This is a genomic window from Rhizobium sp. Root149 (assembly GCF_001427345.1).
GTDB lineage: Bacteria > Pseudomonadota > Alphaproteobacteria > Rhizobiales > Rhizobiaceae > Neorhizobium > Neorhizobium rhizoryzae.
The window spans coordinates 145,983-168,476 of the sequence record NZ_LMGD01000020.1 but is presented as its reverse complement, the minus strand read 5'-3'; the positions used below and the strand labels follow the sequence as shown (position 1 = coordinate 168,476).

General features: G+C 59.3%; 24 protein-coding genes. 11 read left to right on the top strand and 13 right to left on the bottom strand.

Annotated features, from left to right (window positions below; translation table 11 throughout):
* Positions 1-74: 74 nt before the first annotated feature.
* The 6 genes from ASD54_RS12915 to mepA all read right to left on the bottom strand — a co-directional run bounded on the left by ASD54_RS12915 (position 75) and on the right by mepA (position 6,029).
* Positions 75-710, bottom strand: a complete 636-nt coding sequence (locus ASD54_RS12915; RefSeq protein WP_062555013.1) for a 2,3-bisphosphoglycerate-dependent phosphoglycerate mutase — start codon at positions 708-710, stop codon at positions 75-77.
* 24 nt (positions 711-734) lie between these two features.
* Entirely contained in the window at positions 735-1,556 is an 822-nt protein-coding gene (gene dapB / locus ASD54_RS12910) for a 4-hydroxy-tetrahydrodipicolinate reductase (protein ID WP_062555012.1), read from the bottom strand.
* Between the two features lie 30 nt (positions 1,557-1,586).
* Complete coding sequence (locus ASD54_RS12905) at positions 1,587-3,308, bottom strand: ABC transporter ATP-binding protein (RefSeq protein WP_062555458.1); 1,722 nt, start codon at positions 3,306-3,308, stop codon at positions 1,587-1,589.
* A 226-nt stretch (positions 3,309-3,534) separates the two neighbouring features.
* Positions 3,535-4,557, bottom strand: a complete 1,023-nt coding sequence (locus ASD54_RS12900) for a glucokinase (protein WP_062555011.1) — start codon at positions 4,555-4,557, stop codon at positions 3,535-3,537.
* Between the two features lie 13 nt (positions 4,558-4,570).
* The gene (locus tag ASD54_RS12895; protein ID WP_062555457.1) at positions 4,571-4,951 is read right to left on the bottom strand and encodes a methylglyoxal synthase; all 381 of its coding nucleotides are present in this window, start codon (positions 4,949-4,951) and stop codon (positions 4,571-4,573) included.
* Between the two features lie 103 nt (positions 4,952-5,054).
* Complete coding sequence (mepA, locus tag ASD54_RS12890) at positions 5,055-6,029, bottom strand: penicillin-insensitive murein endopeptidase (protein WP_244484762.1); 975 nt, start codon at positions 6,027-6,029, stop codon at positions 5,055-5,057.
* Between the two features lie 260 nt (positions 6,030-6,289).
* Between mepA and ASD54_RS12885 the strand changes: the two genes are divergently transcribed.
* From ASD54_RS12885 to ASD54_RS26960, 5 genes are all read left to right on the top strand, one after another.
* The gene (locus tag ASD54_RS12885) at positions 6,290-8,122 is read left to right on the top strand and encodes an extracellular solute-binding protein (protein WP_062555010.1); all 1,833 of its coding nucleotides are present in this window, start codon (positions 6,290-6,292) and stop codon (positions 8,120-8,122) included.
* A gap of 161 nt (positions 8,123-8,283) precedes the next feature.
* The gene (locus tag ASD54_RS12880) at positions 8,284-9,366 is read left to right on the top strand and encodes a microcin C ABC transporter permease YejB (RefSeq protein WP_062555009.1); all 1,083 of its coding nucleotides are present in this window, start codon (positions 8,284-8,286) and stop codon (positions 9,364-9,366) included.
* The gene (locus ASD54_RS12875) at positions 9,363-10,511 is read left to right on the top strand and encodes an ABC transporter permease (RefSeq protein ID WP_062555008.1); all 1,149 of its coding nucleotides are present in this window, start codon (positions 9,363-9,365) and stop codon (positions 10,509-10,511) included. Before ASD54_RS12880 ends, ASD54_RS12875 begins: the two co-directional genes overlap by 4 nt.
* Before the next feature lie 5 nt (positions 10,512-10,516).
* The gene (locus ASD54_RS12870; RefSeq protein WP_062555455.1) at positions 10,517-12,145 is read left to right on the top strand and encodes an ABC transporter ATP-binding protein; all 1,629 of its coding nucleotides are present in this window, start codon (positions 10,517-10,519) and stop codon (positions 12,143-12,145) included.
* A gap of 96 nt (positions 12,146-12,241) precedes the next feature.
* Complete coding sequence (locus ASD54_RS26960; RefSeq protein WP_200958467.1) at positions 12,242-12,538, top strand: hypothetical protein; 297 nt, start codon at positions 12,242-12,244, stop codon at positions 12,536-12,538.
* A gap of 7 nt (positions 12,539-12,545) precedes the next feature.
* Here ASD54_RS26960 and ASD54_RS12860 read toward each other — a convergent pair whose 3' ends face one another.
* The 3 genes from ASD54_RS12860 to ASD54_RS12850 are packed head-to-tail and all read right to left on the bottom strand — an operon-like array spanning position 12,546 to position 13,642.
* A complete protein-coding gene (locus tag ASD54_RS12860; protein ID WP_062555007.1) occupies positions 12,546-13,088 on the bottom strand; it encodes a DUF924 family protein in 543 nt (180 codons plus the stop codon).
* Positions 13,089-13,099: 11 nt separating this feature from the next.
* The gene (locus tag ASD54_RS12855) at positions 13,100-13,309 is read right to left on the bottom strand and encodes a SlyX family protein (protein WP_156379237.1); all 210 of its coding nucleotides are present in this window, start codon (positions 13,307-13,309) and stop codon (positions 13,100-13,102) included.
* Between the two features lie 42 nt (positions 13,310-13,351).
* Complete coding sequence (locus ASD54_RS12850) at positions 13,352-13,642, bottom strand: hypothetical protein (protein ID WP_062555453.1); 291 nt, start codon at positions 13,640-13,642, stop codon at positions 13,352-13,354.
* A gap of 173 nt (positions 13,643-13,815) precedes the next feature.
* Here ASD54_RS12850 and recF point away from each other — a divergent pair, with 173 nt between their 5' ends.
* The 3 genes from recF to ASD54_RS12835 are packed head-to-tail and all read left to right on the top strand — an operon-like array spanning position 13,816 to position 16,221.
* Positions 13,816-14,937 carry a DNA replication/repair protein RecF gene (gene recF, locus ASD54_RS12845; protein WP_062555005.1) on the top strand — a complete coding sequence of 374 codons (1,122 nt, stop codon included), beginning with the start codon at positions 13,816-13,818 and terminating at the stop codon, positions 14,935-14,937.
* Between the two features lie 28 nt (positions 14,938-14,965).
* Positions 14,966-15,727, top strand: a complete 762-nt coding sequence (locus tag ASD54_RS12840; RefSeq protein WP_062555004.1) for a molybdopterin-synthase adenylyltransferase MoeB — start codon at positions 14,966-14,968, stop codon at positions 15,725-15,727.
* 2 nt (positions 15,728-15,729) lie between these two features.
* Positions 15,730-16,221 (top strand): GNAT family N-acetyltransferase, encoded by a 492-nt coding sequence (locus ASD54_RS12835; protein WP_062555003.1) that lies wholly within the window; start codon positions 15,730-15,732, stop codon positions 16,219-16,221.
* Here the strand turns inward: ASD54_RS12835 and ASD54_RS12830 are convergent.
* Both ASD54_RS12830 and ASD54_RS12825 read right to left on the bottom strand, forming a co-directional pair.
* The gene (locus tag ASD54_RS12830) at positions 16,211-16,711 is read right to left on the bottom strand and encodes a DUF3833 family protein (protein ID WP_062555002.1); all 501 of its coding nucleotides are present in this window, start codon (positions 16,709-16,711) and stop codon (positions 16,211-16,213) included. The two genes, ASD54_RS12835 and ASD54_RS12830, sit on opposite strands and share 11 nt — an antisense overlap.
* Before the next feature lie 212 nt (positions 16,712-16,923).
* Entirely contained in the window at positions 16,924-17,928 is a 1,005-nt protein-coding gene (locus ASD54_RS12825) for a D-glycerate dehydrogenase (protein WP_062555001.1), read from the bottom strand.
* A gap of 180 nt (positions 17,929-18,108) precedes the next feature.
* On the opposite strand from ASD54_RS12825, the gene ASD54_RS12820 reads away from it, so the two are divergent.
* Entirely contained in the window at positions 18,109-18,663 is a 555-nt protein-coding gene (locus tag ASD54_RS12820) for an SH3 domain-containing protein (RefSeq protein ID WP_062555000.1), read from the top strand.
* A 9-nt stretch (positions 18,664-18,672) separates the two neighbouring features.
* On the opposite strand, the gene ASD54_RS12815 is transcribed toward ASD54_RS12820, so the two are convergent.
* Entirely contained in the window at positions 18,673-19,665 is a 993-nt protein-coding gene (locus ASD54_RS12815) for an adenosine kinase (protein WP_062555452.1), read from the bottom strand.
* 328 nt (positions 19,666-19,993) lie between these two features.
* On the opposite strand from ASD54_RS12815, the gene ASD54_RS12810 reads away from it, so the two are divergent.
* The gene (locus ASD54_RS12810) at positions 19,994-20,941 is read left to right on the top strand and encodes an AEC family transporter (RefSeq protein ID WP_062554999.1); all 948 of its coding nucleotides are present in this window, start codon (positions 19,994-19,996) and stop codon (positions 20,939-20,941) included.
* 81 nt (positions 20,942-21,022) lie between these two features.
* On the opposite strand, the gene ASD54_RS12805 is transcribed toward ASD54_RS12810, so the two are convergent.
* Positions 21,023-21,571, bottom strand: a complete 549-nt coding sequence (locus ASD54_RS12805; RefSeq protein WP_062554998.1) for a cytochrome c family protein — start codon at positions 21,569-21,571, stop codon at positions 21,023-21,025.
* Positions 21,572-21,727: 156 nt separating this feature from the next.
* On the opposite strand from ASD54_RS12805, the gene ASD54_RS12800 reads away from it, so the two are divergent.
* A complete protein-coding gene (locus ASD54_RS12800; protein WP_062554997.1) occupies positions 21,728-22,483 on the top strand; it encodes a 3-deoxy-manno-octulosonate cytidylyltransferase in 756 nt (251 codons plus the stop codon).
* Positions 22,484-22,494 lie beyond the last annotated feature (11 nt).

Below are 22,494 nucleotides of genomic sequence, written 5' to 3'. Positions count from 1 at the left end.
GGATGAATCCCCTGATCCGGATGGCAAGCGGCCCCGTCGAGCAATCGCGGGGCCGCTCTCATGTCAGATAGGTGTCAGTGCGCGCCAGACATATCGCCAAGCACCTGCTTGGACGCAACGGTCGAATCCGCGTTCAGCTTGTAGACCATGGGTACGCCGGTCGCGAGATTCAGCTTCAGGATTTCTTCCTTCGAAAGCCGATCCAGAACCATGACCAGCGAACGCAGAGAATTGCCATGCGCTGCCACCAGAACCGTCTGCCCCTTCAAGACGCGCGGCAGGATCTCAGTCAGGTAATAGGGCCAGACGCGAGCACCGGTGTCACGCAGGGATTCGCCACCCGGAGGCGGAATGTCGTAGGAACGGCGCCAGATATGCACCTGCTCTTCGCCCCACTTTGCACGAGCATCGTCCTTGTTCAGCCCAGAAAGATCGCCATAGTCACGCTCGTTGAGGGCGAGATCGCGGATCGTCTCCAGACCGCTCTGACCGACCTTTTCCAGAACGATGCGGCAGGTTTCCTGGGCGCGCTTCAGTTCGGAGGTAAAGGCGATATCGAACTTGATGCCGGTCTCAGCCAGAGCCTGTCCGCCTGCGGTAGCTTCCTGTACGCCAAGCTCTGTCAGTTCAGGATCCTTCCAGCCGGTGAACAGGTTCTTCAGGTTCCAGTCACTCTGTCCGTGACGGACGAGTACGAGAGTTCCGCTCATGAATTCCTCCAGATATAAGGGTGATCAGCTGTTGAGCCCGAGTACATCGAGCATGGTATAGAAGCCCGGCTTTTGCGGATGCGCCCATAGGGCTGCGGCCACGGCACCACGGGCAAAAATCGAGCGGTCTCCGGCGCTGTGCGAGAGGGTGACGATTTCGCCCTCGCCGGCAAAAAGAACCGAATGTTCGCCAATGACCGAGCCGCCGCGCAGCGTGGCAAAGCCGATGGTGCCAGCCTCACGCGGGCCGGTATGGCCATCGCGCACGCGAACGGAATGGTCCTTTAGCGCAATGCCACGGCCCTTGGCTGCGGCTTCGCCCAGCAGAAGGGCCGTGCCGGAAGGCGCGTCCACCTTGTGCTTGTGGTGCATTTCCAGCACTTCGATGTCCCAGCCTGCCGCAGGCAGCGCACGGGCGGCCTGCTCCGTCAGGACACCGAGCAGGTTCACGCCAAGGCTCATATTGCCGGATTTGACGATCCGGGCATGGCGTGCGGCGGCCTGGAACTTGTCTTCGTCGGCTTGCGCACAGCCCGTCGTTCCAATCACATGAACGATCCGGGCCTGAGCGGCCAGACCGGCGAAATTGACGCTGGCGGCAGGTGAGGTGAAATCCAGAACGCCATCGGCATGCAGGAAGGCTTCAAGCGGATCTGCGGTAACCGGAACGCCAATGAATCCGGCACCCGCCAGCTCGCCAGCATCCTTGCCGATGAAGGGTGAACCTTCCCGCTCCACCGCTGCATGAAGTTTCGCGCCCTTGGTCTCCTGAATGATGCGGATCAGGGTCTGGCCCATACGCCCTGCGGCGCCCACGACCACCAGCTTCATGTCATGCTCGCTCATCGGAAACTCTGTTCTCCATCCGGGATTTGATCAGTTCGGTGCTTGCAGATTGTTGAGGCGAGCGTAAAGCCCGTCCTGACGGCGTGCAAGTTCCTCGTGGCTGCCTTCTTCCACCACGCGACCTTCTGCCATCACCACGATCTTGTCGGCCTTGACGACAGTCGACAGTCGATGGGCCACGACCAGAACAGTTCGTCCATTCATGGCTGTTTCAAGGGCCTTCTGGACTGCGGCTTCGGATTCGTTGTCGAGTGCGGAGGTCGCCTCATCGAGCAGCAATATCGGCGCATTGCGCACCAATGCGCGGGCAATGGACAGCCGCTGGCGCTGGCCGCCTGATAGCGTCACACCATTTTCACCCACAGGCGTGTCATAACCCATGCGCTGGGCCAGAATGAAATCATGGGCATAGGCAAGTTTTGCTGCCTGTTCCACGTCAGCATCCGTGGCTGACGGCCGGCCATAGCGGATGTTGTCGCGGATCGTGCCCTCAAACAGATAAGGCTGCTGAGAAACATAGGCGATGTGGTTGCGAAGCGAGACTTTCGTGACCTTCGCAATGTCCTGTCCGTCGATCAGGATCGTGCCCTCTGCCGGATCATAGAATCGCGGGATCAGCGCAATGATCGTGGATTTGCCCGCACCCGAGGGGCCAACCAGCGCGGTCGTCTTGCCACCTTCGGCGGTGATGCTGACGCCCCTCAGCACCGGCTCATTCGGGCCATAGCGGAATACGACGTCGCGCAGTTCGACAGTCGCGGAAGTGATCACCAGATCCTTGGCTTCCGGATGCTCCCGCTGCATGGGCTGGAGATCGAGCAGATCGTAGATCATGCGCGCGTTGACGACGGCGCGTTCGATATTGACCTGCAGCTTGGCGAGACGCCGTGCCGGGTCATAGGCCATCAGCAGCGCCGTCACGAAGGAAAAGAAGGCGCCTGGCGGCACGTCATTGTAGATCGAGCGGAAAGCTGCATAGGCCAGAACGCTGGAGATCGCTACACCGGCGAAGGTTTCCGTCAGGGGCGCCGTGCGTTCCGAGAGCCTCGCAATGCGGTTAGCACGATTTTCCGCAGAACCGATGATGGAATCGACCTTGCGGCTCAGTTCCTGCTCCATCGTGAAGGCCTTGACGATGGAAATGCCCTGGATCGTCTCCTGCATCGCACCGACGACATGGCTGTTGAACTCGACAGACTCGCGCGTCGCGCTGCGCAGCCGCTTCGATACGTAGCGCAGGGCATAGAGCAGCGGCGGCGCGACGAAAAACACGATGAGCGAGAGGATCCAGTCCTTGCTGATCATCACGCCGATCAGCGCAATCAGCGTCAGGAGATCGCGCGAGGTCGATGTGATCGTCAGGTTCATCACGTCACGGATACCGTTGACGTTCTGGCTGATCTGCGCTGCCAGATGCGCGGAGCGGGACTCGTTGTAGAAACCGACCGACAGCTTCATCAAATGGTCGTAAAGGCGGCGCTGATAGACGGCGACGATGTTGTTGCCGATCTTGGAAAGCGTCACCGCTTCGAAATAGGAGGCGAAACCGCGAATGAGAAAGGCAACGAAAATTGAGCCGCAGATCAGGAGCACCAGGTCGGCGCGCTTGTTGGCGAAGGCCTCGTTGACCACGGATTCCATGATCCAGGCCGTAAAGGCCGTGGACAGCGCGACGAGCACAAGACAGCTGATGGCGAAAGCATAGCCCTTGACGTGCTCGCGACCGTTTTCCGCGATGATGCGCTTCAGCATGCTGGTAACTGTACCGGCATCGACGCGGGACGCGGCAAGTCTTTCTTTTTCGCTTTGCTCCAAAAGCAATGTCCCATGTGACGAGGCGGCGAAATTGCCAAACTCAAGCCGGTCTTAGCCAGTCCGTGCCTGTTTTGCTAGCACACCATTGCGTGTCAGCCGTGCTGTTGCTGCAAGGTGTTCCCGCCTTGCAACAGAAAGAGCAGCAACAACTTGCGGCTTTGCATCAACCACGCCAGCGGCGGCCTGCGGTGTTCAGGCCGAATTCATCCGGCGTGCGGGCAAAGGCTGCAAGTCCGGAGAGAGCGGCCTGCGGATGCGTGACCACGAAGGTGGGAATCTGGCGCATCAGGCCGTTGTGCGGGGCCTTGTCCTCGAAGGCGGCACGGAATTCCGGCCAGCGGAAGGCGGGAATGATCTTCTGGCTGATACCGCCTGCCAGATAGACCCCGCCCTTTGCCATCATGATCAGCGCCAGATCGCCCGCATAGCGACCGATATAGGTGACGAACAGCAACAGCGTTTCGGTGGCCTGCGGGTCGGACTTCGCCAGACCGTGCGAAGTGATATCTGCCGGATCGGTGAACTTCGGCTCTATGCCATCCGCCGTGCACAGCGCCCGGTAAAGATTGACGAGACCACGCCCGCACAGGATCTGCTCCGCCGCCACCCGACCTTCGATCCGCTCGATATGCGGGAAGATCTGCAGGTCGCGCTCGCTGCGAGGGCCGAGGTCCACATGGCCGCCTTCGGCCGGGATGGGAAACCACATGTCGCGGGCGCGCAGCAGTCCTGCCACACCCAGACCCGTTCCGGGACCCATGACGACGCGAGAGGCAATCTGTGCCTCGTGCGCAGGACCGATCGGCTCGCGATATTCCGGCGCCAGCGTCGCTGCGGCCAAGGCCTGCGCCTCGAAATCGTTGATGACAAGCACATCCTTGAAACCGAGATCGGCGATCATGGTTTTCGGGCGCACCACCCAGTCGCAATTGGTCAGCGCGATTTCATCGCCCTCGATCGGACCGGCAATCGCCAGTATGGCAGAGAGCGGCTTCTGCTTCGCATTCGGCAGGATTTCACGGGCAAGCGCATCATCGATGTTGACGAAGTCTGCCGTGCGCACATTGGGAAATTGCTGCGGCTCGGCTTTCGCGTCCGACAGGATCCAGAATCGGGCATTGGTTCCACCGATGTCGCCGATCAGGATCGGGAAGGCCAGAGTTTCGCTCTCGGATGCGTTTGCCATCAGAAAATCCGTATCAGGTCAGTTGAAAATCGATCAGCTTTTCAGCTGTCGCGCGGTTCAGCGCCATGGGAATGTCGTAGACGGTCGCCAGGCGGGTGAGCGCCTTCACGTCAACATCATGCGGCAGCGGCGTCAATGGATCGGTGAAAAAGATCAGCATGCTGACCTCTCCCGTCGCGATCATCGCGCCAATCTGCTGGTCGCCGCCCAGCGGCCCGCTTTTCAGGCGCGTCACATCCAATGTCGGGCAGGCATCCAGAACGCGCCCGCCTGTCGTGCCGGTCGCAACAATGCGAAACCGGGAGAGAGCAAGCTGATGCCGCCGGGCAAACTCGGCCATCTCGGCCTTTTTCTGGTCATGCGCAATCAGCGCGATACAGGGTCTGTCAGACATCGGACCGCCTCCCATTCGTCAGAGCGCACGGTTTCTCCCCACGCCCACCGGCCGTATCTATACCGAACCCGTCGGACATGGGAAGCATTTAAACCGATTATAATCAGGGTTTGGCGCGCGGTGACGGTGCGCTATCGGGCAGATCGGGCAGATCGTCATCTGCCATGGGTGCAAGCGCCGAAGCGGGTGCGGCTGGCGGTCGGGTTCCGGCTACGGCATTGCGATTGGCAGGGGCTTCCAGCAGAGCGGCGCAGGCCTTGGGAAGATCGGACACCATGACCGGACGCGGCGGCTTTGGCGGCGGCGCATTCGGATCCTTCTTCGGCTTGGCCCAAGGCTCCTCGGTAAACCACCAGGCCAGCGATTTGTCACAGCCATCGCCCGCAGCAACGGCGGCTTGCGGCTTGCAGCTGGCGAGGCCGGGCGGGCAGGTCAGGCGAATATGGAAGTGCTCGTCGTGGCCATACATGGGCCGCACCTTGCCGAGATTGCTGCGATCGCCGGTCCAGCTGTCGCAGAGTTTCTTCTTGATCGCCGGGTTGACGAAGATGCGCTCCACCTGCGGATAGCTGGCGGCAGTCATGACAAGCCGTGCCGCCGTCGAGGTGAATTTGCGGCCATCAACCGTCAGGAACTTCGACTTGTCCAGCATGGAGGTGAAGGGAAGCGTTTCTCGTTGCTCCGGCGTCAGGCGCTTTTCCGGCATGGGCGTGAACCATACATCGACATCCAGACCCATCTGATGGGATGCATGGCCGAAGACCATCGGCCCACCGCGTGCCTGCGACATGTCACCCACCAGTATGCCATTGCCCCAGCCGATGCTCGCGGCGTCTTCCGAAAGTTTCTTCAACAGAGAAACCGTCTGCGGCATGCCCCAGTGGCGGTTGCGGGAAAGGCGCATGGCCTGCCAATGCGGTCCATCATCCGGCAGCGCCATGGCACCGGAAATGCAGCCTTTCGCGTAGGAACCGATCGGCGTCGGCGTGCCAGCACTCGGCAGCGTCACGGCCCCGAAAGCCTGCTTGGCCGGCTGATCCGCCATGGCGGCGGAGAGGGATAGGGAAAACGAAAGCATGCTCAGCACGCCAGCTTTCAGGACAGTCGGGAATGATCTCATGCGCAGGAATCCGGATTTTTGCCGCTTTGCCAGTAAAGCCATCTCGCTTCGTTTCTAAACTGATTTGCCTGTCTGGTGAATCTCTGCCCTCAATTCTGGGGCCAATTGAGGGCAAGCCACGATCCGCGGTAAACCGATGGTGAGGCGGCCGGACTGTTTTTTGTCGATAATTGCCTTATGCTTCATCGACATACGGAAAATAAGAAGGGGCAGCCCGAATGAATTTGGCGCAGTTTCGAAATGGGGCGCTGGCGCTCGCAGTGCTGGCAATGATGGCGTCTCCGGCCGATCTCCATGCCCAGGACCAGCCACAGTGGCGTCACGCGATCGGCGTTCTCGAGCCGCCAAAGCTGCCCGCGGATTTCAAGCGCCTGCTTTATGTGAACCCGGACGCGCCCAGGCAGGGGGAGTTGCGACTTGCCGATGAAGGCACCTATGACAGCTTCAATCCACTGGCCGACAAAGGCAATCCGGCAGCAGGTGTCGGTATCGTCTTCGATACGCTTTTGAAGCAGTCGGAAGACGAGATCGGCGTGAGCTACGGCCTGCTGGCGGAGGCCTTGTCATTTCCCGAAGACCGCTCGTCGGTGACATTCCGGCTACGTGCAGAAGCAAAATGGGCCGACGGAAAACCGGTCACACCGGATGATGTGGTGTTCAGCTTCCAGAGCGCCAAGGCCAACAGCAATGTCCTGGCGAACTACTACCGTCATGTAACAAGCGCGGAGAAAACCGGCGAGCGGGAAGTGACCTTCCGCTTCGACGAAAAGAACAACAAGGAATTGCCCGCTATCGTCGGGGATTTTCCGATTCTGCCCAAGCACTGGTATGAAGGCAAGGATGCCAAGGGCGTCGCGCGCGATATCTCCAAGGGAAGCCTGGAGCCGCCCATGGGTTCAGGCCCCTACAAGATCGCCAGCTTCCAGGCCGGCTCTACCATCCGCTACGAATTGCGGGACGACTATTGGGGCAAGGATCTGCCGATCAATATCGGCCAGAACAATTTCCGGGTGATCTCTTACACCTATTTTGCTGATTACGATGTGGCCTTGGAAGCCTTCCGCGCCGGGCAGATCGACTATCGTCAGGAAAACAGTTCCAGCCGCTGGGCGACACGCTATGATTTCGATGCAGTCAAGGATGGGCGCGTGAAACGTGAGGCGCTGAAGAACGAGTTTCGCGCCAAGGGCGTCATGCAGGCCTATGTGCCGAACCTGCGCCGCGACCAGTTCAAGGATGCGCGTGTTCGCGAGGCGCTGAATTATGCCTATGACTTCGAGGACCTGAACAAGAATCTCGCCTTTGGTGGCCTGAACCGTGTGGACAGTTTCTTCTGGGGAACGGATCTGGCCGCCAAGGGACTTCCGCAAGGCAAGGAACTGGAGATCCTCAACGGCCTGAAGGACAAGGTTCCGGCCCGCGTCTTCACCGAGCCCTATACCAATCCGGTGAATGGCGATCCGCAGAAGGTGCGCGATAACCTGCGCAAGGCCGTCGAATTGTTCAAGCAGGCGGGCTGGGAGCTGAAGGGCAACCGGATGGTCAATGCCAAGACCGGTCAACAGATGAGCTTCGAAATACTGCTCAACAGCCCGTCCATGGAGCGGACGGTTCTCCCCTATGTGGCAAGCCTGAAGAAGATCGGCATTGATGCGCGCATTCGCACCGTGGATTCCTCGCAATATGTCAATCGCGTCCGCAGCTTCGACTTCGACATGATATTCGGCGTCTGGGCGCAGACCATGAACCCCGGCAACGAGCAGGCCGGATATTGGGGTTCGGAAGCCGCAAACCAGACCGGTTCGCGCAATCTTGCCGGCATTGCAGATCCGGCCGTCGACCAGATTATCCGGCTCATCATCACCGCTCCGACGCGGGAGGATCAGGTTGCCGCGGTCCATGCGCTCGATCGCGTGCTGCTGGCGAACCACTTCGTCATCCCGATGTTCTATTCCGGCGAAACGCGCATCGCCTATTGGAGCAAGCTCGTTCGCCCTGATCCCCTGCCTGAATACGGCATCGGCTTCCCGGCGCTCTGGTGGGCGAAGTAAACTTCAGCGGCGCAAGCCCGGTTCAAGCTGCTTGCGCCATTCTCGCCATAGAGTCCCTCTAGTCGGGACAACTGATTCTCTAACCTAGCTCTCAGGAGATGCTGCAATTTGACCAGGAATGACACGCGCTGCGCAGGCGCCAGCCGGACGGGCCAGCGCTGATGGGAGCCTATATCCTTCGCCGCATTCTGCTGATGATTCCGACGATGATCGGCATCATGGGCATTTCATTCCTCGTGGTACAGTTTGCACCGGGTGGTCCGGTCGAACAGGTCATTGCGCAATTGCAGGGCTCCGATAGCGGCGACCGGCTTTCCGGCGGAGGTTCGGAAAGCCTGCAGGCCGGTGGCGGAGACGAGGCGCGCTATCGCGGCGGTCAGGGTCTTGATCCGGAGCTGATTGCCAAGCTCGAGAAGCAGTTCGGCTTCGACAAGCCGCCTCTCACGCGCTTTCTGGAAATGATGTGGAACTATATCCGCTTCGATTTCGGCGAGAGTTTCTTCCGCAATTCCTCGGTGCTGGATCTCATTATCGACAAGCTGCCGGTTTCCATGTCGCTGGGCGTCTGGATCCTGATCGTCTCCTACATGGTCTCCATTCCGCTTGGCATTCGCAAGGCGGTGAAGGATGGTTCGGCCTTCGATGTGTGGACTTCCGGCGTCATCATCATCGGCTATGCGGTGCCGAGCTTCCTGTTCGGCATTCTCTTGATCGTGCTGTTTGCGGGCGGTTCCTTCTTCGACTGGTTCCCCTTGCGCGGCCTTGTGTCCGACAACTGGGCCGAATTGAACTGGTGGCAGAAGATCGTCGACTATTTCTGGCACCTCACGCTGCCGCTCATTGCGCTGTCCCTGTCGGCCTTTGCGACGACAACGCTGTTGACGAAGAATTCCTTCATTGACGAAATCAAGAAACAGTATGTGGTGACAGCGCGCGCCAAGGGCCTGTCGGAGCATCGCGTGCTCTATGGCCATGTGTTCCGCAATGCCATGCTGATCGTGATTGCCGGTTTCCCGGCATCGTTCATCTCTGCCTTCTTTACCGGTTCGCTTTTGATCGAGAACATCTTCTCGCTGGATGGCCTTGGCCGTCTTGGCTATCTCGCGATCGTCAACCGCGACTACCCGATCGTCTTCGGCACACTTTACATCTTCTCGCTGCTCGGCCTCGTGGTCGGTCTGATTTCGGACCTGATCTATACCTGGATCGATCCGCGCATCGACTTTGAAAAGCGGGAGGTATGAGCATGGCCTCTGTCGCTGAACGCACCGCTCCCGCTGCACCGCCCCGGCGCGGTCTTCTTTCGCCGACGAACCTTCGTCGCTGGCAGAATTTCAAGGCCAACCGTCGCGGCTACTGGTCATTCTGGATCTTCATGGTCCTGTTCGTGCTGTCGCTCTGCGCCGAACTGATCGCCAATGACCGACCGCTGATGGTCTCCTACAAGGGCGAGATGCTGTTTCCCGTCGTCGTGAACTATCCGGAGGAGAAGTTCGGCGGCTTTCTGGCGACCACCGATTACCGGTCCGACTACATCCAGCAGGAAATTCAGGGCAATGGCTGGATGATCTGGCCGCCGGTCCGATATTCCTATCAGACGGTGAATTCCGAAATTCCCCATTCTGCCCCCACGCAACCCTTCTGGCTGATGGACAAGGCAGAGCGTTGCGCTGCCTATCCGTTGAAGGATGCCGATCCGAACTGCACGCTCGGCAACATGAACTGGCTCGGCACCGACGATCAGGCGCGCGATGTTCTCTCCCGCCTCATCTACGGCTTTCGCATCTCGGTTCTGTTCGGATTGGCGCTTACCATCCTGTCGGCCATCATCGGCGTGACCGCTGGCGCGATCCAAGGCTTTTTCGGCGGCTGGACGGATCTTCTGATGCAGCGTTTCATCGAGATCTGGTCCTCCATGCCGGTTCTCTACATCCTGTTGATCATCGCCGCGATCCTGCCTCCCGGCTTCTTCGTCCTGCTCGGCATCATGCTTCTGTTCCAATGGGTCGGCTTCGTCGGCGTGGTGCGAGCCGAATTCCTGCGGGCGCGAAATTTCGAATATGTACGGGCAGCCCGTGCGTTGGGTGTCGGTGACTGGACCATCATGTTCCGCCACCTGTTGCCGAACGCGATGGTCGCGACGCTCACCTTCCTGCCGTTCATTCTTTCCGGCTCGATTGCAACCCTCACTTCGCTGGATTTCCTTGGCTTCGGCATGCCACCCGGCTCGCCCTCGCTCGGTGAAATGATTGCGCAGGGCAAGAACAACCTCCAGGCGCCATGGCTGGGGCTGACGGCCTTCTTCGCCATGTCCGTCATGCTTTCGCTGCTCATTTTCATCGGGGAAGCCGTGCGTGACGCCTTCGACCCCCGCAAGACATTCCGGTGAGCCTGATGACAGAGCCCCTCCTCTCCGTTCGAGACCTGTCGGTCGCGTTTCATCAGGGCGGCCATGAGTCGCTCGCCGTGGACCGGGTCTCCTTCGACATCCAGCCCGGCGAAGTCGTGGCGCTGGTCGGCGAATCCGGTTCCGGAAAGTCGGTTACCGCCAATTCGGTGCTGAAGCTCCTGCCCTATCCATCGGCCAGCCATCCATCCGGTTCCATCCTGTTCGAGGGCCGGGACATGCTGACGGCCTCTGATGCCGAACTGCGTCATGTACGCGGCAACGACATCACCATGATCTTTCAGGAGCCGATGACCTCGCTCAACCCGCTGCATACGATCGAGCAGCAGGTGGCGGAAATTCTTGAACTACACCAGGCCATGACGGGTGATGCTGCGCGTGCCCGCGTGATCGAACTCCTCAATCAGGTGGGTATTCGCGAACCGGAAAAGCGGTTGAAAGCCTATCCGCATGAGCTTTCGGGCGGTCAGCGTCAGCGTGTGATGATTGCCATGGCGCTTGCCAACCGCCCCAAGCTTCTGATCGCAGACGAACCGACGACGGCGCTGGACGTCACCGTTCAGGCGCAGATTCTGGAGCTTCTGAAAAAGCTTCAGCGCGACTATGGCATGTCCATCCTGTTCATCACCCATGATCTCGGCATCGTCCGCCGTTTCGCGGATCGCGTCTGCGTCATGACCAAGGGCAGGATTGTCGAGCAGGGCGCGGTCGCGGATGTGTTCGAGCGTCCGTCCCACGAATACACCCGCCATCTGCTGGATTCGGAACCGCGCGGCGAACCGCCCGCTGCGGATCCGTCACGTTCCGTTGTCATGGAAGGCAAGGATATTCGCGTCTGGTTCCCTATCAAGGCGGGCTTCCTGCGCAAGGTGGTGGATCATGTGAAGGCGGTCGATGGTATCGATGTCACCCTTCGCGCCGGGGAAACGGTCGGCATCGTTGGCGAATCCGGGTCCGGCAAGACGACGCTAGGCCTTGCGCTGGCGCGACTCATTTCCAGCCAGGGCCGCATCAGTTTCATCGGCAAGGACATCAACGAATATACCTTCAAGCAGATGCGCCCGCTGCGGGACCGGTTGCAGGTGGTGTTTCAGGATCCCTTCGGTTCACTCAGCCCCCGCATGTCTGTCAGCGATATCATCGCCGAAGGTTTGCGTGTGCACCAGCCGCAGCTTTCCTTCGAGGAGCGAGACCGGCAGGTTTCATGGTCGCTGGAGGAAGTGGGGCTGGACCCTGCTACCCGCTGGCGCTTCCCGCATGAATTTTCCGGTGGCCAGCGCCAACGCATTGCCATTGCCCGCGCCATGGTTCTCAAACCGCGTTTCGTGATGCTGGACGAGCCGACCTCGGCGCTGGATATGACCGTTCAGGCCCAGGTGGTGGATCTGCTGCGCGACTTGCAACAGAAGCACGATCTCGCTTACCTCTTCATCAGCCACGATCTGAAAGTGGTGAAGGCACTGGCCAATCACGTCATCGTCATGCGCTCGGGCAAGGTCATGGAAGAAGGCCCGTCGGCGGATATCTTCGCAGAGCCGAAGAATGATTATACCAAGGCGCTGATGGCCGCCGCTTTCAATCTCAAAGCGGTGCGTACCGGGGCCGTTGCGCAATAACCCTGTTCCGGGGCTTTCTGCCCTCGGAACCATTTCTAATCTCACGTCGTTGGCTCCCCAGATTGCGCAATCACCGCGCCATGGAGGAACATCGGCATGAACACACGTATCGACGACCGTGGCACGCCCACGCATTTGCAGGATCCGAACTTTACCCGCAGCACGACACCACCGGTCGAAAGGCCATTGACGCCGACAGACGCCCGTCAGGGTGAAAGGGGAAAACCGGTCTTCATGGTGCTCGTGGCCGGTCTTCTTCTGGCAATGGTCGCCTGGGGTGCCGCCGAATGGTACGGTCAAGCGACCGAACCGCCAGCGGAGCAGACGGCAAGCCCGCCTGCTGGTCCGACGACGCCCGCAAATCCGAATGCGGCACCATCATCGAACCCTTGATATCGAATCACCCGGAAAAGCCACCCGCGTCCAGGAAGGCCTGCTCTTCCGCTGTCGTTTCTCTTAACAGAATAAAGTTGCGATGCGGAAAGCGGCCAAACCGGGCAACGATGTCCCGGTGAATGATCGCGTATTGAAGGGATGTGCCGCCCAGTGGCTCACACAGAGTGCAGCATAATTCCTGATCGGCCAGGGTCTCGGCGTGCATGAACGGTAGATAGAAGAAGATCCGCAATTGCTCTTCGACTTGGTGGTCCAGCCCTGCGGCAAGAGCCTGTCTTGCGTAATGAAGTGCAAGATAGTCCGTCGCAAACATATGCGCGGTGCCACGAAAGCAGTTCCGCGGGAACTGGTCGAGCAACAGTAGCAGCGCCAGAGTTTCCTGCGCATTTCTCAGCCAGCCGGAAAACTCCTGCCGTGCCGCAGCAAAATGCAGCTCGCGAAACTGGTCATGGAAACTCGCATCGAATTCGGCGTTCTTGTCGAACCAGCGCTCCGGCCCGGCCTCAATCCAAAAGTCGAGAACCTTGGCGGCCCCTTCATGAATCATGGTGACAATCCTCAATAATGGGGCGGTCGGGTGATAGCGGGTGCTTCAAGCGACGATTCTTCCAGACTGAGAAAACGCTCCGTCAGCCGGTCCAGCTTGGCGCGCGTCTGCTCGACAACCTTCCACTGTTCGGCGATCTGCTCGGACAGCTCGTCGATTGTCCTTGCCTGATGGGCAATGGTCTCTTCCAGAAGCGTTATGCGCTCTGCGTCAGTCTTGATCTCGCTCATGGCTGGCTTTGTAACGAAGCAAGGGCCTTGAGGCTACCCTTTCAGCTGTTTCTTGCGCTTGTACGGCATCAGCATCACCGCCGATCCCAGCACGGCGCTGGCAAAGGTAAAGGCCAGCGGCACCGATAGCATGAAGAACACCAGCGGCGGATTGGCCGAACGCGCCATGCGCGTGCCAAGATCGCCGACATTCATCCAGACGATGGCAACTGCGATCAGAAGCCCGATTGCAAATCCGAACCCGGCATTGAAGCCCAGAAACCGCAGCATCTGCCAATGGTCGTCGCGGGCTTCGTCCGGTGTCATCTCCTCATTGTCCACCATGCGCGCATCCTCCTGCGACATGATAGCACAGTGGCACAGGTTACATCAGCAGAATTCTTCATCCTCAGATAGTTTGATCTGACTTTGCCTACAGTTCTCGATGGTGATCAAGACTGTTCCGAAGAGACCACGATCCGCTTGCCTTCGCCGGTCACTGGCGATAGCAGAGCAGCATGGCGCAGAAGACCTATCTCACCCGGCTGAAGCTCACTGATTTTCGCAATTATGCATCAGCCAGTCTTGCGCTGGACGAGCGTCATGTGGTGCTGACGGGGGACAATGGTTCGGGCAAGACCAATCTTCTGGAAGCCGTCTCTTTTCTCTCGCCCGGTCGCGGCCTGCGCCGCGCCGTCCTGTCGGATGTAACGCGGGTTGGGGCGTCCGGCGGCTTTTCGGTTTTTGCCGATCTAGAGGGACGCGAGGGCGAGGTTGCCATCGGCACCGGCATCGAGACCGGCGAAGAAAGCACAAGCCGCAAGCTGCGTCTGAACGGCACGCCCGCCAAGTCGGTCGAGGAACTGACCGACCACCTGAACGTGCTGTGGCTGACACCGGCCATGGACGGGCTGTTCACCGGCGGCGCATCGGATCGCCGCCGCTTTCTGGACCGGCTCGTGCTGTCGCTCGATCCAGCCCATGGACGTCGCGCTGCCGATTACGAGCGCGCCATGCGCAGCCGCAATCGTCTTCTCTCGGAAGGCCGGTTCGATCCTGCATGGCTGAGCGGCATCGAGGTGCAGATGGCCGAGCTGGGCATTGCCATGGCGGCCGCCCGCCGCGAAATGCTGACCCTGCTGGCTGCGCTCCTTGCGCGGAGCGGCGAAACGCCCTTTCCTTCTCCAACCCTTAGTCTGGTTGGTTTTCTGGATGAAGACGACACGCGCCCTTATGCCGAACTGGAAGAGGCCTATGCGGAAAACCTCCGTGATAGCCGCCATCGCGATGCTGCCGCCGGACGCACACTTCATGGTCCTCACCGTGCCGATCTTCTGGTGCGCCACCGGGAGAAGGACATGGAAGCGGAGCGTTGCTCGACCGGAGAGCAGAAGGCGCTTCTGGTCGGGCTGATCCTTGCCCATGCACGGTTGACGGGCGACATGACGGGCTGCGCGCCCGTTCTGCTGCTGGATGAGATTGCCGCCCATCTCGATGAGGGTCGCCGTGCATCGCTCTTCGATCTCGTTCATGATCTTGGCGGTCAGGCCTTCATGACCGGCACGGATCGTGCCATGTTCTCCGCGCTGAACGATCGGGCGCAGTTCTTCACCGTCAGCCAGGGCGAAGTCCTTAGCTGATCTTGCACTCCAGAATGCCAGAATCCTCATGACAGACATACTCAGCCAGGACGAAATCGAGCGCTACAAGCGGCATATCCTGCTGCCGGAAGTGGGTGGCGAAGGGCAGCAACGTCTCAAGAATGCCCGTGTGCTGGTCATCGGTGCTGGCGGGCTCGGCGCCCCTGTGCTGCAATATCTGGCGGCTGCGGGCGTTGGAACGCTCGGCATTGCCGATGACGACCATGTATCGCTCTCCAACCTCCAGCGTCAGGTCATCCACGATAGCGGCACCCTGAACGAGTTGAAGACGGCAAGTGCCGCGCAGGCCATTGCACGGCTGAACCCCAATGTGCGGGTCATGCGCTTTGAGGAAAGGTTCGACGAAAGCTTCGCGGCAACCCACCTCAAGCGTTTCGATCTTCTGGTGGATGGTTCCGATAATTTCGATACACGCTATGCCGCTGCCGATGCGGCAGAGGCGGCGGAAATTCCGCTGGTCACAGGCGCTGTCGGGCGGTTCGATGGCACGGTAACGGTTCTGGCGCCTTACGAGACGAATGAAGAAGGCCAACAGAACCCCACTTACCGCGATCTCTTCCCCATCAAGCCGCCGCAGGGGCTTTTGCCCAATTGCGCAGAAACCGGCGTCATTGGCGCTCTCACCGGTGTCATCGGTACCTTGATGGCGATGGAAGTCATCAAGATCGTCACCGGCATCGGCGAACCCTTGATCGGTCGCCTGCTGAGCTACGATAGCCTCGGTGCGAATTTCAACACCATCCGTTACCGGCGGCGTTCAAAGGCCTGACCATGCTGAGCATCAACAAGCTACCCGATGACTTTACCGACTGGTCCGGACTGCTTTCGCTGATCATGTCGGCCTTTGCCTATATGGATGAGCGCATTGATCCACCATCCTCGGCCCACAAGCTGACGGAAACGTCGCTTGCCCAAAAGGCACAAGATGAAATCTGCTACATTGCGGAAGATCAGGGCGTGCTGGTCGGCTGCATCTTCTGCCGGCCTGAGCCGCCGCTTTTCCTCTACATCGGCAAACTTGCGATCTCCAAGGCGATGCAAGGCAAGGGCATCGGTCGCGCGCTTCTCGAGCGTGCGGAATTGGAGGCTGTCGAGCGCGGGCTTCCAAACTTGCGTCTGGAAACCCGCATCGAACTTCGCGAGAATCACCAAGCGTTCCAGCGCTGGGGTTTTGTCAAAACCGCCGATCGCTCTCATCCGGGCTATGACCGCATCACCTTCATCGAGATGATGAAGCCGCTGGCGCAACCGGTTACCGCTTAAAGATCACCGTCGTCTTGGCAACCGGCAGCAGGTACTTCGTAACCCATGCCGTGTTGACGAGAGTGCCGTCCGGTTTCAGTTCCATCGTGTCGTAGAAATGCACCTTGTTGGGCTTGGCAGACGTTCCAAGATTGACAAGGTAGTTGAACTTGGCGACCTTGCCCTCGATTTCGACGGTCGTTTCTCCGATCACGTCTTCACGGGTTCCGGTGTATTTGCCGGGTCCGATCTTGGTGAAGCGCCAGGTCTTGGTGTCGCGTTCGCCATCGGAATATTTAAAATCCTCGCGCAAGGTCAATGTCTTGCCATTCCACGTGCCGGTCAGGTCGACATCGAACTGCCTCTTCACGCCATTGATGGCGCTGAAGGATCCGGTCGCCTTCGTCTTGCCGGTGAAATAGGATTCGAGTGTAAAATCCGCTGAATACGCTTCTTGCGTCACAGTCAGCATCGCAAGCCCCATCGCCATAGAGAGCACTGCCCTGTTCATAGGCTGTCTCCTTTCCTGTTCGCGATGTGATACGCGACCGCCGAGCGACTGGATTTCCGATCACGAAATCTCGAATGGAATTTAGCCGCTATCGCTCTTGAGGGAACTGCCCGAACTGACCTTCACACCACGGGCAGGCTCTGCCGCGTTAACGCAGTAACGCGTCCTTGCACGGATGCGGGCTCTTTGAAACGAACAGTTGAGGACCTTTGTCACAAGCGACCGGGCAGCACCCTGTTTGGCGGGCGATGACCGTCGAAATAGGTCCGGATGTTGATGATGACCTTGTCGCCCATGTCGATCCGCCCTTCCATGGTGGCAGACCCCATATGTGGAAGCAGCACGGCCTTGCCCTCATGGGCAAGCTTGAGAAGCTTCGGATTGACCAGGGGTTCATTGGTGAACACGTCAAGCCCCGCGCCGGCGATCTTACCATCCCGCAGAAGCTGGATCAGCGCATCTTCATCGATGATATCGCCACGGGCGGTGTTCACGATAATGCTGGACGGCTGCATGAGCGCCAATCGTCGTGCCGACAGAAGATGGAAGGTCGCCGGAGTCGACGGACAGTTGACGGATACGATATCGACCCGCGCCAGCATCTGGTCGAGGCTATCCCAATAGGTCGCCTCCAGCTCTTCTTCGGTGGCCGGGTTCACACGCTTGCGATTGTGATAGTGAATGGAAAGGCCGAACGCCTTGGCACGGCGGGCAACGGCGGTCCCGATTCGCCCCATGCCGACGATTCCGATGCGCCTTCCACCAATGCGTCGCCCCAGCATCCAGGTCGGCGACCACCCTGCCCAGCTCGATGGATCATCGGTCAGTACTTTCGAACCTTCGATCAGGCGTCGCAGTACGGCGAAGATCAGAACCATCGTCATATCGGCGGTGTCTTCCGTCAGGACGTTGGGCGTGTTGGTGACGGTAATTCCGCGCTTTGCTGCGGCATCAACGTCAATGTGATCGACACCGTTGGAAAAACTGGCAATCAATTTCAATTGCGGTCCGGCGGCCTCGATCAGGCCCGCATCGATCCGGTCGGTCACCGTGGGAACGAGAACTTCCGCGGTTTTCAGGGCCTCCGCCAACTGCTCACGCGTGCGGGGCGAATCATCGATGTTCAATTCGGCATCGAACAATTCGCGCATGCGCGTTTCCACCGCATCCGGCAGTTTGCGGGTCAGATAGACCTTGGGCTTCTTCCTGGCAGTCATGAGTATCCTTCAGAAACGCGTTCAGAGGTCGTTAACCAAGATCGGCGACATTCGGCGGATCAGCCGTTTTCTACCAGACCCGACGGGGAAGACAAATAAAACCTCGCGGACTTGCGCAACGACAGGTCCGGCCAAGGTTTTTCGGTTTGACTGAACCTCACGGGCCAGAGAGAAGTTTACATGCGTCGTTTCATACGAACCATATGCCTTACCAGCGTTCTTGCAATCATGGCAGCCACGCTTGGCGCTGTGATGGAAGACAGCACTGCCCATGCGCAAGGCACGACCAAGGGTGCCAGTGGCCTGCCCCTCCCCCGCTTCGTCAGCCTGAAGTCACGCCGCGTCAATATCCGCATCGGGCCAAGCGTCGATTATGCGGTCTCCTGGATGTACACCAAGGAAGGGCTTCCGATGGAGATCATCCAGGAATACGAAAACTGGCGGCGTGTGCGTGATGCCGAGGGCACGGAAGGCTGGGTGAACCAGGCACTTCTATCGGGTGACCGCACCGCGATTGCCGCTCCCTGGATGCGTGGCAAGGGCAAGGATGTCTTTGTCAACATGCGGCGCGAAGCCCAGACCTCGGCTCAGGTGGTTGCCAAGCTTGAGCCCGGCGTCATCATCCATATCAAGGAATGCAATGGCGATTGGTGCCGCGCGCAGGCCGGAAGTGCCGAGGGTTGGGTTTCGCAAGGCGAAATCTGGGGCGCCTATCCGGGAGAAGCCTTCAAATAAGGGCTGCCTTTACAGCAGCCCGGCCTTGATCGCTTCGTCTTTCAGGGAAACCATGGGTCGTGGCCCGAAGTGCTGGATCACGATTCCTGCCGCAAGGCAGCCAAGCTTGCCGCAATCTTCCAGCGAGCGGCCCTGCGTGTAGCCCGTCAGGAAGCCGGCTGCAAACAGATCGCCCGCGCCGGTCGTGTCGAGCAGGCGATCGATCTTGATCGCCTCGACCTTCACCCGCTCGTCCTTGCGCACGATCACTGCGCCGTTTTCGCCAAGTGTGACAGCCGCCAGCTTGCAGTCCTTTGCTATGCTGGACAGAGCGAGTTCGAAGTCATCGGTCTCGTAGAGCGAGAGGGCTTCTTCGTGATTGGCGAAAACGATGTCTACGGTTCCGGAGCGCATGAGTTCGAGAAACTCCGCGCGGTAACGTCCGACACAGAAGCTGTCGGAAAGCGTCATGGAGACTTCACGCCCGTTTTCATGAGCTATGCGGGCGCAATCACGGATGGCGTCCTTGGCACGCGGCGGATCCCAGAGATAGCCCTCGAAATAGGTGACCTTGGATTGGGCAACGACTTCCGGCTCCACATCTTCGGGACCAAGCTCGACGCAGGCACCGAGATAGGTGTTCATCGAGCGTTCGCCGTCGGGTGTGACGAAAATCATGCTGCGGGCCGTTGGTGGAAAGGTGCCTTCAGGCTTCGTTTCGAAATGAACGCCCTGCGCGCGGATGTCGTGCTGAAAGATCTTGCCCAGTTCGTCTTCGGCCACCTTGCCGAAATAGGCAGCCCGCGCGCCGAAACTGGCAACACCTGCCGCCGTATTGCCGGCACTTCCGCCGGATGCCTCGTGGGCCGGGCCCATCAGGCTGTAGAGACGCTCGGCGCGATCGGCATCGATCAGGTTCATCGCTCCCTTTATGATCTCGTTCTCGTCCAGAAACGTGTCCTCGCAGCGGGACAGAATATCGACAATGGCATTGCCGATGGTGAGGACGTCGAACTTGCTCATAAACTGATCCATCTCCGTAGGATTTGCGCGCTCTGTATGGATAATTTCACGCCCGAAGAAAAGCAAAAAACCGGCCGTCGCGCGCTCGATACTGCTGTCATACCATCGTCATCCTTATCGTTTAGTGACTGGAGCATCGGAACGCCTTGCAGTCCACGGATGAACTGGCGCGAGGCGGTTCCGGTACCCCTCACAACCGCGAAGCTTGCAGCGTGGGTTCATAGCCGAGGACGGGCGTGCTTTTTCTGCATCGCCCGCGCGCAGCATCATTTGTCACTGATATGCGAATGCGATAGACCGGAACTCCCCGACCCGGAAAGTTCCCGCCTTGTCTGCCGTATTCACCAATGTCGCTCCCGTCTTCATCCTGATCCTGATTGGCTGGCTTGTCGCCCGGACCGGTCTCATGCGCTCTGAGGCGGGCGATTCGATCGCTGAATTCGTCTTCAAGATCGCCTTGCCGACACTCATTTTCCGGACGCTGGCGGAAGCGCATTTTGGAGGCGCTTCACCTTTCAGGCTCTGGATTGCCTATTTCGGCGGCGTTGCGGTCACCTGGACCATTGGTCATCTGATCGCGAAGTATCTTTTCAAGCGGGATGAAAAGGTGGGCGTCATTGCCGGCATGTCCGCCGCCTTCGCCAACAATGTGTTCATCGGGCTGCCGCTGGTTGGACGATCGGTGGGCGATGACGGCATTCTTGCAATCTCCATTTTGCTGGCGATCCATTTGCCGCTGATGATGATCATCGGCACGGTCCTGATGGAGCATGCCAGCGCCAAAGTCGATGGCGGTGGGCGGCGCAGCATCGGCGCGGTTCTGAAACAGGTCGGCAGCAATCTCAGCCGCAATCCGCTGGTCATCGCGCTGGCCTTGGGCGTCGCGTTCAATCTTTCGGGCTTTGGTACTCTGCCAACCGTGCTGAAAAGCGTCGTCGACCAGATCGCCAGCATCACCGCCGGGGCTGCACTAATTTCTCTCGGCATGACACTGACCAAATATCCGGTACGCGGGCAGCTTGGGCTTGCCTCGGTCATGGCAGTGCTGAAGCTGATCCTTTTTCCGGCAGCAGTCTACGCCGTTGCCCTGCTGGTCGACCTGCCGAAGACCTGGACGGCCGCCATGGTCCTGACCGCCTCAGTTCCCACAGGCATCAACGCCTGGATCATCGCGACGCGCTTTCGCTCCGGCAGCGGATTGGCCGCTTCCGTCATCAGCATCACGACGCTCTTCGGCGTTCTTTCCGTTAGCTTCTGGGCCTGGCTTCTCAGCTAAGTTAATATCGGCAGGCGACAACGAACGAAAAAAAGGCCCGCCAGGGCGAGCCTTTCGATTAGAGTCGGACCCAACGCCTGATCAGGGCGTCGGCAGCGGTGCCGGGCTATCGGCCAGCGAACGGAGATAAGCGATCAGATTTGCGCGCTCATCATCCTTCTTCACACCGGCAAAACCCATGGCCGTTCCGGCAACATAAGCTTTTGGCGCAGCAAGGAAGTGATTTAGGTGCTCAAAGTCCCAGACCACGGAACCGCCCTTGGAGAAATCCTTAAGAGCTGCCGAATAGCTAAAGCCTTCGTGGCCCGCAATCGGGCGATTGACGATACCCCAGAGATCTGGACCGACCTTGTTCGGTCCGCCCTTCTCTCCGGAATGACAGGCCTGACACTTCTTGAAGACGGCGGCACCCGCCGTTGCATCGGCCTTTGCCAGAAGCTGTGCGATCGGAACAGCAGCCGGAGCGGCGGCTTCGCCACCTGCGCTCGGCGCTTCTTCCGCTACAATCGCAAAGCCAGGCTTTTCAGGCGCTTTCGAATGAAAAAGCCCTTCAGAGGCGATCGACACAGACATCAAGACAAATACAGTGCTGAGCAAGGCCCCCATAGCCATGTTCGAATAGGCATTCATCCGCGAAAAGCTCCTTCCCACCCGTCGGAATCACAGGCGTCCCACCTTGAATTCCACCGAAAGCTATGTCTTTTGCGGGACTGGCGCAACCTGAATCACGAACCCGCCCCTGAGACCTTTTGCCTCCATCAGCGCGGCATATACGAAGAGAAAACCATGCGCAATCCGCGATTTGACAAGACACTCGTTCTCATTCCGGCACGGATGGCGTCGATGCGGCTTCCCGGCAAGCCACTGGCGGACATCAACGGGCTGCCGATGATCGTGCAGGTGGCGCATCGTGCACGCGAAGCCGATGTCGGTCGCGTGATGGTTGCGGTGGACGATACGCGTGTTTTCGAGGCTGTGCAGGCCGCCGGGTTCGACGTGGTCATGACACGCGACGACCATCAATCCGGCTCCGATCGCATCTATGAGGCACTTCTTGCGGCGGATCCCGAAGGCAAGGTTGAGTTTGTCGTCAATGTGCAGGGCGATCTGCCGACAATCGAGGCGGATGCGGTCCATGCGTCGCTTCGTCCGATGGAAGACAATAGCGTCGATATTGCGACGCTGACGGTGGAGATCGTCGACGAAGAAGACAAGCTCAACCCGAACATCGTGAAGGTGATCGGTTCCCCGATTGCGGACAACCGCCTTCGGGCCCTTTATTTTACACGGGCAACTGCACCGACGGGCCCCGGCCCGCTTTATCACCACATCGGTCTCTACACCTATCGCCGCTCGGCTCTCGAACGATTCGTAAAGCTGCGTCCCTCGACACTGGAACTTCGCGAGCGCCTCGAGCAATTGCGCGCCCTTGAGGCGGGCATGCGCATCGATGTCGAGATCGTTGACTCGGTTCCTCTCGGCGTCGATACTCCCGCCGACCTCGAAAAGGCCCGTGCAATCCTCGCTGGCCGCAAGCAATAATCGGAAAAGCA